At 39.9% G+C, this 16,107-nt stretch carries 21 protein-coding genes and 2 pseudogenes; 6 read left to right on the top strand and 17 right to left on the bottom strand.

What is annotated here, in order from left to right; genetic code table 11:
* Positions 1-91 precede the first annotated feature (91 nt).
* The 3 genes and pseudogenes from QY97_RS11035 to QY97_RS19565 form a co-directional block, all read right to left on the bottom strand.
* Positions 92-922, bottom strand: a pseudogene (locus QY97_RS11035) (tyrosine-type recombinase/integrase); the annotation flags it as partial.
* A 133-nt stretch (positions 923-1,055) separates the two neighbouring features.
* Positions 1,056-1,361 (bottom strand): annotated as a pseudogene (locus tag QY97_RS11030) (JAB domain-containing protein); the annotation flags it as partial.
* A 318-nt stretch (positions 1,362-1,679) separates the two neighbouring features.
* A complete protein-coding gene (locus QY97_RS19565; RefSeq protein WP_052728959.1) occupies positions 1,680-2,405 on the bottom strand; it encodes a hypothetical protein in 726 nt (241 codons plus the stop codon).
* 152 nt (positions 2,406-2,557) lie between these two features.
* Here QY97_RS19565 and QY97_RS11020 point away from each other — a divergent pair, with 152 nt between their 5' ends.
* The 6 genes from QY97_RS11020 (at position 2,558) to QY97_RS10985 (ending at position 7,265) form a co-directional block, all read left to right on the top strand.
* A complete protein-coding gene (locus QY97_RS11020; RefSeq protein ID WP_028274900.1) occupies positions 2,558-2,917 on the top strand; it encodes a hypothetical protein in 360 nt (119 codons plus the stop codon).
* Positions 2,918-3,019: 102 nt separating this feature from the next.
* Entirely contained in the window at positions 3,020-4,321 is a 1,302-nt protein-coding gene (locus QY97_RS11015) for a helicase HerA domain-containing protein (RefSeq protein ID WP_039234508.1), read from the top strand.
* 227 nt (positions 4,322-4,548) lie between these two features.
* Positions 4,549-5,040: a hypothetical protein gene (locus QY97_RS11010; RefSeq protein ID WP_039234506.1), complete on the top strand. Its 492-nt coding sequence runs from the start codon at positions 4,549-4,551 to the stop codon at positions 5,038-5,040.
* A gap of 177 nt (positions 5,041-5,217) precedes the next feature.
* Positions 5,218-5,706 carry a hypothetical protein gene (locus QY97_RS11000; RefSeq protein ID WP_039234500.1) on the top strand — a complete coding sequence of 163 codons (489 nt, stop codon included), beginning with the start codon at positions 5,218-5,220 and terminating at the stop codon, positions 5,704-5,706.
* 7 nt (positions 5,707-5,713) lie between these two features.
* A complete protein-coding gene (locus tag QY97_RS10995) occupies positions 5,714-5,908 on the top strand; it encodes a hypothetical protein (protein WP_039234497.1) in 195 nt (64 codons plus the stop codon).
* A gap of 316 nt (positions 5,909-6,224) precedes the next feature.
* Entirely contained in the window at positions 6,225-7,265 is a 1,041-nt protein-coding gene (locus tag QY97_RS10985; protein WP_039234490.1) for a site-specific integrase, read from the top strand.
* Between the two features lie 69 nt (positions 7,266-7,334).
* On the opposite strand, the gene rpsI is transcribed toward QY97_RS10985, so the two are convergent.
* The 14 genes from rpsI to QY97_RS10915 all read right to left on the bottom strand — a co-directional run bounded on the left by rpsI (position 7,335) and on the right by QY97_RS10915 (position 16,089).
* Positions 7,335-7,727 (bottom strand): 30S ribosomal protein S9, encoded by a 393-nt coding sequence (gene rpsI / locus QY97_RS10980; protein WP_039234487.1) that lies wholly within the window; start codon positions 7,725-7,727, stop codon positions 7,335-7,337.
* 22 nt (positions 7,728-7,749) lie between these two features.
* Complete coding sequence (gene rplM, locus QY97_RS10975; protein WP_039234483.1) at positions 7,750-8,184, bottom strand: 50S ribosomal protein L13; 435 nt, start codon at positions 8,182-8,184, stop codon at positions 7,750-7,752.
* A gap of 165 nt (positions 8,185-8,349) precedes the next feature.
* On the bottom strand, positions 8,350-9,099 hold the full coding sequence (gene truA / locus QY97_RS10970) for a tRNA pseudouridine(38-40) synthase TruA (RefSeq protein ID WP_039234481.1): 750 nt from the start codon (positions 9,097-9,099) through the stop codon (positions 8,350-8,352).
* On the bottom strand, positions 9,099-9,896 hold the full coding sequence (locus QY97_RS10965; protein ID WP_039234478.1) for an energy-coupling factor transporter transmembrane component T family protein: 798 nt from the start codon (positions 9,894-9,896) through the stop codon (positions 9,099-9,101). Before QY97_RS10965 ends, truA begins: the two co-directional genes overlap by 1 nt.
* Complete coding sequence (locus QY97_RS10960; protein WP_039234475.1) at positions 9,893-10,762, bottom strand: energy-coupling factor ABC transporter ATP-binding protein; 870 nt, start codon at positions 10,760-10,762, stop codon at positions 9,893-9,895. Before QY97_RS10960 ends, QY97_RS10965 begins: the two co-directional genes overlap by 4 nt.
* Positions 10,738-11,577 (bottom strand): energy-coupling factor ABC transporter ATP-binding protein, encoded by an 840-nt coding sequence (locus QY97_RS10955; RefSeq protein ID WP_039234472.1) that lies wholly within the window; start codon positions 11,575-11,577, stop codon positions 10,738-10,740. Before QY97_RS10955 ends, QY97_RS10960 begins: the two co-directional genes overlap by 25 nt.
* Before the next feature lie 289 nt (positions 11,578-11,866).
* Positions 11,867-12,262: a 50S ribosomal protein L17 gene (rplQ, locus tag QY97_RS10950; protein ID WP_039234469.1), complete on the bottom strand. Its 396-nt coding sequence runs from the start codon at positions 12,260-12,262 to the stop codon at positions 11,867-11,869.
* A 40-nt stretch (positions 12,263-12,302) separates the two neighbouring features.
* Positions 12,303-13,247: a DNA-directed RNA polymerase subunit alpha gene (locus tag QY97_RS10945; RefSeq protein ID WP_039234466.1), complete on the bottom strand. Its 945-nt coding sequence runs from the start codon at positions 13,245-13,247 to the stop codon at positions 12,303-12,305.
* Between the two features lie 172 nt (positions 13,248-13,419).
* Entirely contained in the window at positions 13,420-13,809 is a 390-nt protein-coding gene (gene rpsK, locus QY97_RS10940; RefSeq protein ID WP_039234514.1) for a 30S ribosomal protein S11, read from the bottom strand.
* A gap of 25 nt (positions 13,810-13,834) precedes the next feature.
* Entirely contained in the window at positions 13,835-14,200 is a 366-nt protein-coding gene (gene rpsM, locus QY97_RS10935; RefSeq protein ID WP_039234463.1) for a 30S ribosomal protein S13, read from the bottom strand.
* A 23-nt stretch (positions 14,201-14,223) separates the two neighbouring features.
* Positions 14,224-14,337, bottom strand: coding sequence for a 50S ribosomal protein L36 (rpmJ, locus tag QY97_RS10930; protein WP_000868344.1), 114 nt, complete (start codon positions 14,335-14,337; stop codon positions 14,224-14,226).
* A gap of 35 nt (positions 14,338-14,372) precedes the next feature.
* Entirely contained in the window at positions 14,373-14,591 is a 219-nt protein-coding gene (gene infA, locus QY97_RS10925) for a translation initiation factor IF-1 (RefSeq protein ID WP_039234460.1), read from the bottom strand.
* A gap of 101 nt (positions 14,592-14,692) precedes the next feature.
* Complete coding sequence (gene map, locus QY97_RS10920) at positions 14,693-15,439, bottom strand: type I methionyl aminopeptidase (RefSeq protein WP_039234457.1); 747 nt, start codon at positions 15,437-15,439, stop codon at positions 14,693-14,695.
* Positions 15,436-16,089: an adenylate kinase gene (locus QY97_RS10915; protein WP_039234454.1), complete on the bottom strand. Its 654-nt coding sequence runs from the start codon at positions 16,087-16,089 to the stop codon at positions 15,436-15,438. Before QY97_RS10915 ends, map begins: the two co-directional genes overlap by 4 nt.
* Positions 16,090-16,107: the final 18 nt, after the last annotated feature.

Here is a 16,107-nt window from a genome sequence, read left to right as displayed (position 1 = left end):
TAAAGAGTCATTATTACAAAACTAGTATTAAAGTTGGCAAGTGGTTACATTTTTAACTGCCGTTACATACATTTTTTACTTGCCAAATACATTTCCCAAAATAGCCTTCTTTTAAGGAAATAAAAACATAATCATGCTCCAATTCCTCACTATACTCATATACCAAGTAATCTGTATAAAGTGACATCAGTTCTTTACTCACATGTATTGTTCTTTCCTTCCTTAATTTAATATAAGCTTCATTAACATTAACATCTCTAGGTGTTAAATTGATTTGATTGTCCCAAGTGGCAATATCTTCAAGCCTAAGCGATAACACTTCACCGATTCTTAAACCACCCTCATACATAAGCATTAAAATTAATTTATCTCTTTTCGTATGACAAGCATCAATAATTTGCTTAACTTCCTCTGATGTCAATGTTCTTATCTGTTTCTTTTTAACCCTTAACTTTAAGACATTCTTTTGGTATCTACCCTTATTAACATGATGTAAAAATCCTTTGAAATTTCTTCCCTTTGCTTGTTTAAATACATCAATTGATTTAAATTCTCCTAATCTACTTAAATAATCAAGAAAACTCATAACTGCATTTAAAATTGTATTCACTGTCGTTTCTTCTCTTATGGCTTCTTTTGACTGAAGATCAATTACATTTGATGCTGTTGGATATCTCAACCAACCTACGAAGTCTGCTAACAACTCAAAGTTAATATCATTAAGAATAACGCCTCTCTGTTCCATGAACTCATACAGCAACTTTAAATGATAGCAGTATGCTTTAATGGTATTTGGAGACTTACCAGTATTATCTAAGTATTTAATGAATTTCATTACTGGTTCAATTAGCTGGTACTCTTTATCTAGTAATAAATACAATGGATACGGCTTATCCTCCACTTCTATCCTTTGAACCCTCACACGCTCCCCCCTCTTTAAACACTTTAAGTACTACAAATTATAAACCTTGTTAATTTTTATTTAAAGTAAAATCTCCCTTTAATATCTCCTCCTAAACTACTTTAACTACTATTATTTATTATACTATGGTTAATATATCACCACTTGGATGCTGATGTGCAACAATGACACTTGCTGCATTATTAAGTATTGCTGATTTAAACACTTCACGAGGATGTACGAGTGATGCATTCAACGAACCAACATGACAACGATGAACTGCGATAACATTATTTTTTGTATTTAAACACATTACAAAAAACACTTCACGATCATCACGGCCAATAAAGCGAGACGCTATCTTTGCACCATCTTCTGGACTACGAATAATGTAATTAACTCCTTCTTCTGCCTCCCGAATTACTTGTTCAATGCGTACAATCTCTAAAATAGTATCCATCTAGATCAACCTCTCTATTATATTTTGACCTTTTTGGTCACCACAGAGAGAATCTTCGCATCGATAAATGTCAAGTGGCGTAAGTAGCAGAGCTATCAAGTGATTCGTATATGTTTTGGGGAAGCCCAATGAATTAGGGTGCGTTAAAAGCGTTGATTGCTTTGTTACGCACCCTTATCCTACTTGGCTGACTCATAACATCCGAAGAACGAAGACCCTTTACTTAATCGATAATTCGTCTCTGCATATTAGACGAATTAGAAGATTATAATTAGGGGAGCTGAAAAGGAAAATTAATAAAGACATCTATTTTAAAACCTATCGCTTTTTATTTTCCTTCAATAATTTCAGTATCTCGTCTAACTTGTTATTTACTTTAAGTGTTTGATCCAAGTGATAAACCTCTTTTCTACTTAACGCTGACGAGGATTCGGAAATATCGTTTTTTATATGATTGGCAATATTATTTAATACATTCGCGTTCTCTTCAACACCTCGGTGTAAGGCAATATAATATTCTTTGGTATCTTCTAATTTTTTATTTTGATGTACTAATAATTTATTTTGTCCAACTAAGGCATTGCATTTTTGTATAATATCATCATTAACTATACTTAAAAGTTCTTCAACAATGATATTGATGTACTTTTGTTCAACTTTATAGTCTTTCAATGTTTTTTGGAATTTGCCTCTAATCATGTCTTTCCATTCATAGTTTATAAAGAATTCAATAGGTTCCTCCTCGACTTGTTTATAAGAATCGCTTATTGCAAATGTTCGAAGTGCTTCAACAAATGCACGATTATACACTTTTCTTGGTCGCCCTTTACCTCCCAATTTCTCCTCTTTTACCATAGGCTTTCCAATTTGGGCAAACTCTTTATTAGTATTAACTTTAGCTGCATCTCTACGAAAAGATGATTCTGAATAATTTTTTCCGTCAAATGATAATTCCTCAATTGCCTCTTCCATAGTGAACCATTGATTCTTTAATTCTTTTATCTGTTCAGAATTTAATTCTTCCTCTTTAGTAAATATCCACATTTAAATTCACACCTCACAATAAATAACGCTATTATATCAGCCATTATAGCATTTTTCTTCATTAGTTATAGAAAATCAGATGCCTTACAATTGAATTAGAAAGTTAATTGCGCAATGCTTTCAAAAAGATATCGAGAGGATGAAAGTTTCAGATGAAGAAACTACGAGAGTTCAATCGCTTTGACTGTGAGGCATTTTTCAAAGACAAGGACGTACGAGTGATGTCACATGAGGACTGGCTTGAATACGATGCGGACGGAAAGAATCCTAAAGTCGTAGGCACTAAGTATAAAACAGTAATTGCAACCGACCGAACAGAATACAAAGGCGAGGATGTAGCACCTGACCTTAATGCAGGCGAGCAAGTTATTGTAAAGGTGCCTAAACCTCCAAAAGAGTATAAAAAGTTCAGTAAAATCACATTTGTGAATCCAACAGCTTCTGTGTATGGAACATTCATGAGTGAACTTTCCGTCAAAGCAGAAGATGTAGACATTATTCCACCAAAATAAAGAATGAAGGGCAATAAGTTCCCTTCCTATCAACAAATACATTATTATACCTGTGACCGCCCCTGACAAGGGGCGGAACCACGATATTAGGATGTGGATTGCATGAAGAAAACATATAGAATGCAACGTGGTTTTATTTCATTTTTATTCATTGGATTTTTTCTTATCTTATGGTTTTTCTTTTATAAACTGTATCCATTGATTGTTGAACAAATAACGTTAATACAACTTCCACAAATTGAGTCAAATATCTTCTTGATTCCTGTTGGTGTAATGGTAGTTACTTTGTTTGTTAATTGGTCAATTCGCAATAAATTGTGGTTTGGTCTATTTTTTTCTCTGCATTATTATTTGATGACAAAGCGAATCAGAAGACATATTAAAGACGCGAGATTTGAAGATGAACGCGAGTTTGACAATCGTTTAGTTACTTTACCAAAAATTAAGATAACATTTGATGATAATCGAACAAGAAAGTCAGGAAAAGTTTTCATCAAAAACACAATTAAATTCGATAAGAAACTTGAAGATATGCGGATTGATTCAGCTTTAAAGGGTTACGTAAGTGAGCGCAAGTACTTATCTAAAGATCGCGATTGGTATATTTACGAATTTTATTCAGTTGATTCACATAAACAACTAAAAATTAAATCGGCAAGTGACTTGATAGAATGGTCAAATAAGACTACAGATGATTACGCCTTACGATTAGATGAGCGTGCAACCGTACCATTTCATCATATGGGATTAGTTGGACAAACAGGTAGTGGTAAATCGTTTTTTATTCAAATGCTAACTGAACAAGTATTATCGAAAAAGGTCACTCATGAGTTATTCATAATTGATCCAAAGCGCACTGACGTTTACCAAATGGCTAAACGTACCGTTGGTGATGAGCGAACTGCCGATAAAACAAACGCGATTGAATTGATTAAACAATTTCATGAGCGTATGAAAAAACGACAAGATGAATTACAAGACTATTTCATATCAAATCGCAACAAAACGTATAGAGATGCTGGATTACCTGCTTTAATTTTGCTTATAGATGAATTCGGGGCATTAAGAGAGTCATGGAAGACTTTAGCAAAAAAAGATCGTGACGAAGTCGATAGCATACTATCCGATGTTGCTTTCATGGGTCGTCAACTAGGGTGTATTCTGTGGGTCGCTACGCAACAAATGAACGCACAGACGATGCCAACAGCGATTAGAGAACAGCTCGTTTTGAAGATTGCTTTAGGTGATAGTGATGAGCAAACCTATAGAACTCTGTTTTCTTCTAGTGTGGATATACCGCCAGTTCAATTTACTGCTGGTCAAGGGATTTACAGTTATCCAGGGCTAGCAAGTGCAGACAAGCCACGGTTGTTGACCGTTCCTTACTGTAGCTTTTTGAATTGAAGCACCTAGCTTTTCCTTAAGGAGCGACGGCACAAAGAGTGGAAGGGGACCCGCCGTTCAGGCGGGGAAGGTTCCGCTCCGTGCTTTACACCTTTAGGAGAGCTGGGGTGCAGGTAATCACCCCAGCTCCAGTCAGGAGCAAAACCCACACCAAAGCCTATTCTTACCGGCTTATACACCAAGAAAACTTTACCTAAAGTTTTCTTAGCAAAAGGAGTGAATAGAACATGATTAAACCAGATATTGACCAATTTACACTCGTATTACAAGCTACAGGCGTGTTTGACTTTGATGAATGGCGTGACTGGGTAGCAAAAAGTCTAATAAGTACTTTCTTGATTAAATCTAAGATGCATAAGCTATTTGACAACTTCGGTGAAGCTGACGTTAAGCTACCAGAAGGCTACACAATAGGTTACTCATTCATCAATGCACCTTTTTATTTCTGTATCGCTTATCATGAAGCATTTACGAAAATGGGTGTGATTGTCAAATATAGTGCATACGCATGGCATGAATATCGGAAACGATATGAAGAAGAATTTAATGAACCTATTCATTTACACACCTTTTTAAAAATGATTGATTCGGATGAATATAGTTTTAGACTTTCAAGAATTGATATCTGTTGTGACTTTATTAATGAAAATATTAACATTGCTAAATTAAAACGCTCGATAGAAGAAGGAAGGACTGAAATACGCTATGGGAAGTACTAATAAAAGTTATCTACAAAAAGTTATTGAAGATAACAAAAACAAGCCATATAAAAGAAACAACTCGAAAGTGTCCGACGTTTCCAAAGACTTTCAGGCACAAACATTGTATATCGGGGCAAAAAGCAGAAATACAAAAGTGCATTTACGCATTTATGACAAAAAAGAGGAACAACTATCATGAAGCACATGCGACATATCGCCAAAGAAGTGGATGACTGGACACGTGTTGAAGCAGAGTTTTCTGGTGATTATGCCCATCAATTAACAGATGCAATCAAAAAATGTAGTACAGATGAACAGCTTAAAAATGTGATTATTAGTGCTCTACTTGATCGATACATGCTCTTTTATGTTAATTCTAATCGACCTCATAAGATAACTAGATTAATGCTTGAACTATTAGATGAGAAGGACTTTCACTTTGAGTCACCATCTCCACGAAACAATTTGTTACAACAATCAATAGACCATTTAATTAAGGGATCTGGGCTACTCCCCACATTGTGGAAAGTTCAACAAATATGGGGAGGTGATGCAGCAAAAGAATTAATAGATTATTTATATAAACAGTACTATGAAGAATTCGAACCTAATGATGACCATATATCTTGGTTAAATAAATATAAGACACTTTACCAATTAGAAGGTAAGCCGTGGGAAGGATGATATTTAAATGAGTTTTCCAAAATTAAAAGAACATATACAACACATTGTTGAAATAGTAGACTTTTTCCAGAACGGTAAAGGAACGATTAATAAAACGGATAATCATTCTGATTACCAAAATAGCAACTATACACCAGAAGATATTTTAGGACAAATAAAATATGATGCTGAACAAGCACTAAAAGAACTAAATAAATTTTAGTATAAAGGAGATGATGCCATATGAGCTTAACCATGGCTACAAAGGACTATCCGTATCTTTTAACAAGGGAACAAGCATCTCGGTTCCTAGGCATAGACCCAAAGTCATTTGATAAATATATACGACCACACGAAGAACTAGACCGCTTTATGATAGGTCGTCATGAACGTTACACAATTAAATCTCTAATAGAATTTATCGAAAGACAATCTGTCTAACTGTTGTTTGATTAGTTGATAATATGCTAGGTTCAGAATACAATACAGATGTATTCAACTAGCATCTATCAACTATTTTTATGAAAGGAATTGATAGTATGGCTAGTATTGTAAAAAGAGGAAAATCATATAGAGCTCAAGTCTCTTTATACAAACATGGAAAACATAAAAAACTTACTAAAACTTTTCCAACAAAAAAGGAAGCTAAACTTTGGGCTTTAGAAATGGAATTAGCGAAAGGGGAAGGTAAAGAACTCGCTCACAGAACAACAACATTTGCAGATTTCTTCGAGAACTGGATATATCTTGTAAAGATTAATGATGTTAAAGAAACAACATTTCAAAATTATGTTCGTACTTTAGGAGTTATTAGAAACTTATTTCAAGATATCCAATTAAAAGATTTAAATGATATTGTTGTTCAGAAGAAGATTGATGAGTATGCCAAGACACATTCACGAAAAACAACACATGAGGTTCTTCTTAAAATTAAAACATCTTTACGTGATGCATATGCTCGTGGCTATATTGCAAATGATTTTGCTCGTTTAGTAAAAACACGTGGAGAGAATCCACCTAAACGTAATAAAGCATTATCTATCACCGATTTTAGAAAACTTCGTAATTACGTTTTACAGCATCCAGAAGACGAATTTAACTTGCTTGTATTACTTGCATTAGAAACGGGGATGCGACGTGGAGAACTGTTAGCAATACGCCCAGAGAGTCTTTATGAATACGGAATAAGGGTTAGACATTCGATCAGTCCTACTTCTGATGATACTTCATTAAAAACACAAAATGCAAAACGTGATGTTTCTATTAACAAAGAGGTATATGAACTCATTCGTAAAATTCCTGTTAAAGAGAACGGTTATATTTTCAGCTTTGGCGGTTTTAAACAGTCGGAACAATTAGCAGAGTTATTGAAGAAGTTAAACATTGAAAAAACAACATTTCACGGTTTGAGAGATACTCATGCATCATTTCTATTTTCTCAAGACATAGATATTGCATATGTATCTAAACGATTAGGACACATAAACATACAAACTACACAAAATTATTATCTGGAATTAATGCCAGAAAAAAAGCACCAGCAAGATGCCGATGCTTTAAATCTGTTAAGTGCTTTATAAGGGTTCAAGCTGATTTGAACCAACTTGAACCAAAAAAGCTCTGCAAACATTGATATACCAATGTTTCTATTAACGTTTTGAGAACTGAGGTGCACGACGAGCGCCTTTAAGACCGTATTTTTTACGTTCTTTCATACGAGCGTCACGAGTTAAGTAGCCAGCACTCTTTAGAGTTGGGCGATACTCAGGATCTGCTTGAAGAAGCGCACGTGCGATACCGTGGCGGATAGCACCTGCTTGACCAGTGTAGCCGCCTCCGTTTACGTTTACGTATACATCGTAGCTGCCAGCTGTTTCAGTTGCTACAAGCGGCTGCTTGATTACTGTACGTAGTGTTTCGAATGGGATGTAGCTTTCTACATCGCGTCCATTGATGATGACTTTTCCGTCTCCAGGTACTAAGCGCACGCGAGCAACAGAGCTCTTACGGCGACCAGTGCCAATATATTGAACTTGTGCCAAGATAATAACCTCCTCTTAATAATTAGCCGCGAAGTTCGTAAACTTCCGGTTGTTGTGCTTGATGTTTATGTTCAGGACCAGCATATACGTGCAATTTCTTCGCCATTTGACGACCTAAAGAACCTTTTGGAAGCATGCCTTTAATTGCAAGCTCAAGCATTCTTTCAGGGTATTTTGTACGCATTTCGTTAGCTGTACGTGTTTTTAAACCGCCTGGATACATGCTGTGACGGTAGTAAATTTTATCTTTTAATTTATTACCTGTTAATTCGATTTTCTCTGCATTGATGATGATCACATTGTCACCAGTGTCAACGTTTGGTGTGAATGTTGGTTTATGTTTACCGCGCAAAATAGACGCAACTTCGCTTGAAAGACGGCCTAGTGTTTGACCTTGAGCGTCGATTACGTACCATTTGCGTTGGATTTCGCCTGATTTAGCCATATACGTACGCATTGGTTTTTGCCCTCCTAAAATAGTTATAAGTTTGTTTCTTAATTTGTTCGTATTTTATTTAAATCACGAATAAGTGTACGGGGCTTATCGTGGGGGTAAATAACATACCATAGGATATGATATAACGTATGGAAGTCAATGTCAAGAAAAAATGTGACACCCGGATTAGTTGCCATAGTCTACAGACCAAAGGTATAACCCTTCAGCAGGTGCTGTTTTTCCAGCAAGTGCCCTGTTCCGCCCCTTTAGCGCCTGTTCTACGTCTCCCGGAGACATTCTTCCTCTTCCAGCTTCTATTAACGTGCCCGCAATAATACGGACCATATTATACAGAAAACCGCTCCCTGCTACCCGTAATTCAATTTCTTCTTCCTGCTTGATCACTTCTAGCTTAGTAAGTGTCCGCACTTTATCCTCCACCTCTGTTTTAGCAGAACAAAAGCTTGTAAAGTCGTGGGTGCCCATCAATCTTCTGCCCGCTTCCTGCATGGCCTCTGCATTCAATTCAAATGGGCAATGACAGGCATACGTGTGCTTAAAAGGGCTTCTGTGTGGTGATTGATAGATTCTATAGCGGTACTCCTTACCTAAAGCAGAAAAGCGCGCATGGAAAGAAGAAGACGCCTCTTCTGCCCGCAGCACAGCTATATCTGCAGGCAGCTGGCTATTTAAGGCTGCTGGCCAGCGCTCTTCCGGTATAGAGAACGGTGTATCAAAATGAATCACCTGCCCCATCGCGTGAACACCGGCATCCGTTCGCCCTGAAGCGGTGACCCTTATCTCTTCGCCCTTGTGCATCCGAGCCAGAGCCTTTTCCAGTTCTTGCTGGACCGTTCTTTCGTTTGGCTGTACTTGATAACCTGCAAACCGGGAACCGTCATAAGAAATTGTGCATTTGATTCTCTTTATATCCATCAGCTTCTCAGCCTCCAAAGTACCACAGCCAAGAGAAGAAGCAGACAAACAGCCACTGTATCCTTCCATCGCCAATGAAGAAGCCGGTATTTTGTGCGTCCTTCTCCGCCGCGGTAGCCCCTTGCTTCCATAGCAATCGCCAGCTCTTCTGCCCGTTTAAAGGCACTCACGAACAATGGAATAAGCAGCGGAACCACCGCTTTGACTCTTTCCTTGATAGGACCGCTTGAAAAGTCCGCTCCTCTGGCTGCCTGTGCTTTTATGATCTTATCGGTTTCATCCATCAGCGTGGGGATGAACCGAAGGGAAATAGACATCATTAAAGCCAGCTCATGTACGGGAAGCTTCAGCTTCTTAAATGGCTGCAGCAACGTCTCTAGGCCATCTGTAATTGATATTGGTGAGGTAGTCAGTGTTAATAAAGAGGTTACGAGAATGAGCAGTAAAAAGCGAAGAGAAATAAAAACCCCCTGCCTCAGACCGCCTTCATAGATTTCTAAAAACCCAACCTTTACTAATACATCCCCTTCCCTTGTGAGAAAGATATGAAGCAGGAACGTAAAAGCAATTAGCCAAATAACCGGCCTCAATCCTGACAGCAAAAAACGGAGGTTGATCTTGGACAAGTACACAAGCATAAGAGTAAAGGCCGCAAGTGTAGCATAGGTGACCACATTATTCGCCAAGAATACCACCACAACGAAGCCAAACGTAAAGAGAAGCTTAGCCCTTGGATCTAACTGATGTATAGGAGACTCCAGCGGCAAGTAGCGGCCGAAGATCATTTTTTCCATCATGATCCGCCACCCCAATCCCTTAAGCGCGACAGCTCCTCTGCCAGCTCCTCGATGGTTAAACAAGGCCTGGCCAGCTTCATGCCTGAGAGCTCTTCGAATTTCTGCTGGAAGCGAATCACTTCTGGTACACTGAGCCCATAAGAAGCCAGCTCCTCAGGCCGTGAAAAGAGCTCCCGTGGTGTTCCTTGCATGCATACGCTCCCCTTATGCATCACGACCATATCATCCGCATAGAAAGCCGCGTCTTCCATGCTATGTGTCACCAGGACAGTAGAGAGCCCTTTTTCTTTATGCAAGGCGTAAAACATGTCCATTATCTCTTTTCGGCCACGTGGATCTAATCCAGCTGTCGGCTCATCAAGGACCAGCACATCCGGCTCCATAGCCAATACACCGGCAATAGCCACACGCCGCATTTGTCCGCCTGAGAGGTCGAATGGAGACTTTTCTAGGACACTGTCCGGAAGACCAACCTTCTCAATTAATCCCCGAGCTCGGTCTCTTGCTTCCTCTTCTGACACTCCAAAGTTCATTGGACCATACATAATGTCTTTCTCTACTGTTTCTTCAAAGAGTTGATGTTCCGGGAACTGAAACACAATACCTACCTTTTTCCGAATCTCTTTTAAGTTTTTCTCTTTTTTATCTGCTGAAACTACCCGGCCGCCTATAACGACTTTGCCCTTTGTCGGACGAAGCAGTGCATTTAAATGCTGAATGATCGTCGACTTTCCCGAACCGGTATGGCCGATAATAGCGACAAAACGACCTTCTGGAATCGTGAAACTCACGTCTTTTAATGCTAGGCGCTCAAATGGTGTACCGGCTGCATAACGGTATTCTACTTCTTGAAGTTGGATGTCCATAACTCTCTCACCAGCTCTTCTTCTGTTAAATGGCCGCCCTGAATGTCAAACCCCTGCCGCCTAAGTGCCTCACCCAACTTAATTGGGAAAGGAACATCCAGGCCTAGTTGAATAAGCTCCTTATTCATTTGAAAAATATCATCCGGTGTTCCCTCATGGTACACGCTTCCCTGGTTCAGCACGATAATGCGATCAGCACGGGCAGCTTCCTCTAAATCATGTGTAATGGAAATCACCGTTAGCTTTTGTTCCTCCTTAAGCTCACGAACAGTTGAAAGCACTTCTTCTCTTCCAAGCGGGTCGAGCATGGAGGTTGCCTCGTCTAAAAGAATGATATCTGGCTGCAGTGCGATCACTCCTGCGATAGCCACGCGTTGTTTTTGCCCGCCAGATAGATGGTGCGGCTCTTGATTCAGAAAATCGAGCATTCCTACCCGCTGAAGTGATTCTTCGACTCGCCTCACCATAATGTCATGAGGCACTCCATTATTTTCTAACCCAAAAGCCACATCATCCTGAACAGTCGTACCAACAAATTGATTATCAGGATTTTGAAAGACCATACCAAGACGCCTGCGTATCTCCCATACATACTCCTCTTTTAAAGGAAAACCGCTGATCATTACTTCCCCTTCTCTCGGGTAATGTAGACCGTTCAGCATTTTGGCAAGGGTGGATTTACCTGAACCGTTATGACCAACAATAGCCAGCCACTCGCCTTGGGCGACGTCTAAAGAAATGTCATGCAGGGCATCGCTCTGCTGCTCTGGGTAACGGAAGTAAACATGGCGAATCGAAATGATAGGCTCTTTCATAAACTTCCCTCTCTCTTCATCTCTCAAAGTAATTCCTTCGCTTAAAGTTCCATATACAAAAAAAGCCCGCACCCCTGTCCAAAGAAGAAAAGCTCTTCTGCCGGCAATGCGGTCTCTTACATTTAATTAAGAGCGGAAGGGGTGCATGAGCTAGACGAGTCACCTATCTGACAGTGCTCATCGTAACACTCAAGCTTCAAATTATTCAGTCTTCAGCGAAAGTTAGTAAAAAAGGGCAAAACACAGCCGTACGAGGAAGGTTCTGCCCTTGTTGTGGTTTTACTGAAAATTAAACGAGTTCAATAATAACCATTGGTGCACCGTCACCACGACGAGGACCGATTTTCATGATGCGTGTGTAACCGCCTTGGCGCTCGCTGTAACGAGGAGCCACATCAGAGAAAAGCTTTTGCAGTGCATAAACTGGTTTCTCTTTTTTCTTTCCGTCTTCTGTTTCTACTTCAATAGTTGAAGCCACTTCGTTACGAAGGAATGCTGCAGCTTGACGGCGTGCATGCAAGTCACCACGTTTACCAAGTGTAATCATTTTTTCCACAACTGAGCGAAGCTCTTTCGCACGGGCTTCAGTTGTTTCAACACGCTCACTGATGATTAAATCAGTTGTTAAGTCACGCAACAAAGCTTTGCGCTGAGCGCTTGTACGTCCTAGCTTTCTGTAAGCCATGAAGATACCCTCCTTTGTTGAATTCTGCTTTTATTTGTAATTAATCTTCTTTTTTCAGGCCTAAACCAAGCTCATCCAGCTTTGCTTTCACTTCTTCAAGTGATTTACGGCCAAGGTTCCGGACCTTCATCATGTCTTCTTCTGACTTGTTAGCAAGCTCCTGCACTGTATTAATGCCGGCACGCTTCAAGCAGTTATAAGAACGGACAGATAGATCAAGCTCTTCGATTGTCATCTCTAAAACTTTCTCTTTTTGGTCTTCTTCCTTCTCAACCATAATTTCAGCATTTTGAGCTTCGTCTGTTAAACCAACGAAGATATTTAAGTGTTCAGTTAGAATCTTTGCCCCTAAAGAAACTGCTTCTTTCGGGCCGATACTGCCGTCAGTCCACACATCCAACGAGAGCTTGTCAAAATTTGAAACCTGCCCTACGCGTGTTTTTTCCACTTGATAGTTTACACGGGCAACCGGAGTGTAGATGGAGTCAACTGGAATGACACCAATTGGATGATCTTCCTTTTTGTTTTGATCAGCTGGATTGTAACCTCTTCCTCGCTGAGCAGTCAGGCGCATGCGGAAGTGTGCATTCTCTCCTAAAGTAGCAATATGCAAATCAGGGTTAAGAATTTCTACGTCACTGTCATGCGTAATATCCGCTGCTGTAACAGCACCACTTCCCTGTACATCTATCTCCATTGTCTTCTCTTCATCTGAGTAGATTTTAAGAGCAAGTTTTTTAATGTTTAAGATGATAGATGTTACGTCTTCTACGACACCCTCGACTGTTGAGAACTCATGCAGCACTCCGTCGATTTGGATAGAAGTAACAGCAGCACCTGGAAGTGAGGATAATAATATACGACGCAAGGAGTTACCCAAAGTTGTACCATACCCACGCTCAAGTGGTTCCACGACGAATTTTCCATAATTGGCCTCGTCGCTGATCTCAACCGTTTCAATTTTTGGCTTTTCAATTTCGATCATTCAACTATCCCTCCTTCAATACGTCGAAACTCCGTTTGAAGAAATCCTTCAACCGAAATTCCCCCATGTTTACGTTCCCGATTTTTACCACAACTGGTTTACTTTCCTGTAAATGAACGCAACATTCAATTATACCCATTATTGCCATAGATATAATGATTATACAGGAAAATTAAACGCGGCGACGTTTTGGAGGGCGGCAGCCGTTATGAGGGACAGGAGTAACATCTCTAATAGCAGTTACTTCAAGACCTGCAGCTTGAAGAGCACGAATAGCAGCTTCACGGCCAGAACCAGGACCTTTAACTGTTACTTCAAGAGTTTTCATCCCATGCTCCATAGATGCTTTTGCAGCTGTTTCAGCAGCCATTTGAGCAGCAAATGGAGTAGATTTACGAGAGCCTTTGAAGCCAAGTGCACCTGCACTAGACCAAGAAAGGGCATTACCATGAACGTCTGTAATAGTTACGATTGTATTGTTAAATGTTGAGCGAATGTGAGCAACACCTGATTCAATATTCTTTTTCACACGACGCTTACGAGATTGTTGTTTACGAGCCATGTCTAACATTGACCTCCTTTACCAATTATTTTTTCTTGTTAGCTACTGTTTTACGAGGACCTTTACGAGTACGAGCATTGTTCTTCGTATTTTGTCCGCGAACTGGTAAACCACGACGATGGCGGATACCACGGTAAGAACCAATTTCCATCAGACGCTTAATGTTAAGGGAAATTTCACGACGAAGATCCCCTTCAACTTTTAGTTTGTCGATGATATCACGAATTGTGTTTAATTCGTCTTCTGTTAAATCGCGTACACGAGTGTCTTCAGAAACACCAGCTTCCGCAAGAATTTTCTTAGCAGTTGAACTGCCGATTCCGTAGATATAAGTTAATGAAATAACAACGCGCTTGTCGCGTGGAATATCAACACCTGCTACACGTGCCATTTAAGCGTGCACCTCCTTTGAAATTATCCTTGTTTTTGTTTGTGTTTAGGGTTTTCACAAATAACCATGACCTTGCCACGTCTGCGTATTACTTTACATTTTTCGCAGATTGGTTTCACTGATGGTCTAACTTTCATTTTTCCAACCTCCTTAATAGTCCGGAGTGCATAAGTTATTTATAGCGGTAAGTAATTCGACCGCGAGTTAAGTCATATGGAGAAAGTTCTACAGTCACTTTATCTCCGGGCAGAATGCGAATAAAGTGCATGCGGATCTTTCCAGAAACATGCGCAAGGATTGTATGCCCATTTTCTAATTCAACCTTAAACATAGCGTTAGGTAAAGTTTCTACTACTGTACCTTCAATTTCAATTACATCGTCTTTCGCCATTCATTACTCTCCCTTCTCTTTTCATACAGAACTCCGTACAAAATCAGCAGGCTGGTCATCATTCTAGTCTCAGAATACCTTTGAAGAAACATCCTTCCAGGCTAGAGGGTGGTTAAAATCTCAAAACCTGCATTGGTGATCGCAATTGTGTGTTCGAAATGAGCACACATCTTTCCATCTTGCGTCACGACTGTCCAGTTATCCTCGAGCGTCCGGACATAACGGTAGCCGGCATTTACCATTGGCTCAATTGCAAGCACCATCCCTGGTTTCAGTACTGGTCCTTTGCCAGGAGGTCCAAAGTGAGGAATCTGAGGGCTCTCATGTAAGCTTTGACCAACCCCGTGCCCTACATACTCTCGTACGATCGAAAAGCCGTAAGATTCTACATACGTTTGAATCGCATGGGAGATATTTGAAAGGCGTGCACCTGGCTTTGCTTCTTCTAAACCGACAAAAAGTGAGTTCTCCGTCACTTCCAGCAGCTTCTGAGTGTCAGGAGAGATAGTGCCAATAGGATAAGTCCAAGCTGAGTCGCCATGGTATCCTTTGTAATTCGCACCTATATCCAGGCTGACGATATCCCCTTCTTTTAATACTCGATCGCCGGGAATACCGTGGACGAGCTCTTCGTTAACGGACACACAAATGCTGCCACGAAAACCATTATACCCTTTAAAAGAAGGAATTGCATCATGCTGTCTAATAAATTTGTCCGCAATTTCATCTAATTCTTTCGTGCTTATACCGGGTGAGAGATGCCGTTTTAATTCCTGGTGTGTTAAGGCAACAATCCGTCCTGCCTCTCTCATAATTTCTATCTCTCGAGGGGTCTTGCGAATGATCATCTATTTAAACCTTTCAAAAGCTCATCAATATCCTCGAACACTTTGTCGATTTCTTGCTGTCCTTGAATGTTTTTTAGATAACCTTTCTGTTGATAGAAATCTAGTAATGGTTCAGTTTGTTTCAAGTTAACATCCAAACGGTTTTGGACTGTCTCTTCATTATCATCTGCTCGCTGATAAAGCTCGCCGCCGCAACGGTCACACTTGCCTTCCTCAGCTGGCGGATTGAAGATGAGATGATAAGTAGCACCGCAGTCTTTGCAAATACGACGTCCAGTTAGACGCTCCATAAGGATGTCTTTATCTACATCGATATTAATTACGTAATCAATCTTCTTATCTAACTCTTCAAGGATATTTTCAAGCGCTTCTGCTTGAGCAACTGTTCTTGGAAAGCCATCAAGAAGAAATCCTTTTTCACAATCTACTTTGCTTAATCTTTCTCGAACAATCCCGATCGTTACTTCATCAGGAACTAAAGCGCCCTCATCCATATAAGATTTTGCCTTTAGTCCAAGTTCTGTGCCTTCCTTGATGGCCGCACGGAACATGTCTCCTGTAGAAATATGCGGAATGTTATATTTCTCAACAATTTGTTCAGCCTGCGTGCCCTTTCCGGCACCAGGCAGCCCCATTAATACTAGATTCATTTGTATACCCCCTCAGTC

It is taken from the genome of Bacillus thermotolerans, from assembly GCF_000812025.2.
In the GTDB taxonomy this organism is placed as follows: Bacteria; Bacillota; Bacilli; order Bacillales; family Domibacillaceae; genus Quasibacillus; species Quasibacillus thermotolerans.
Note: the sequence above shows the minus strand (reverse complement) of the source record. Positions and strands in the feature narration are given on the sequence as shown.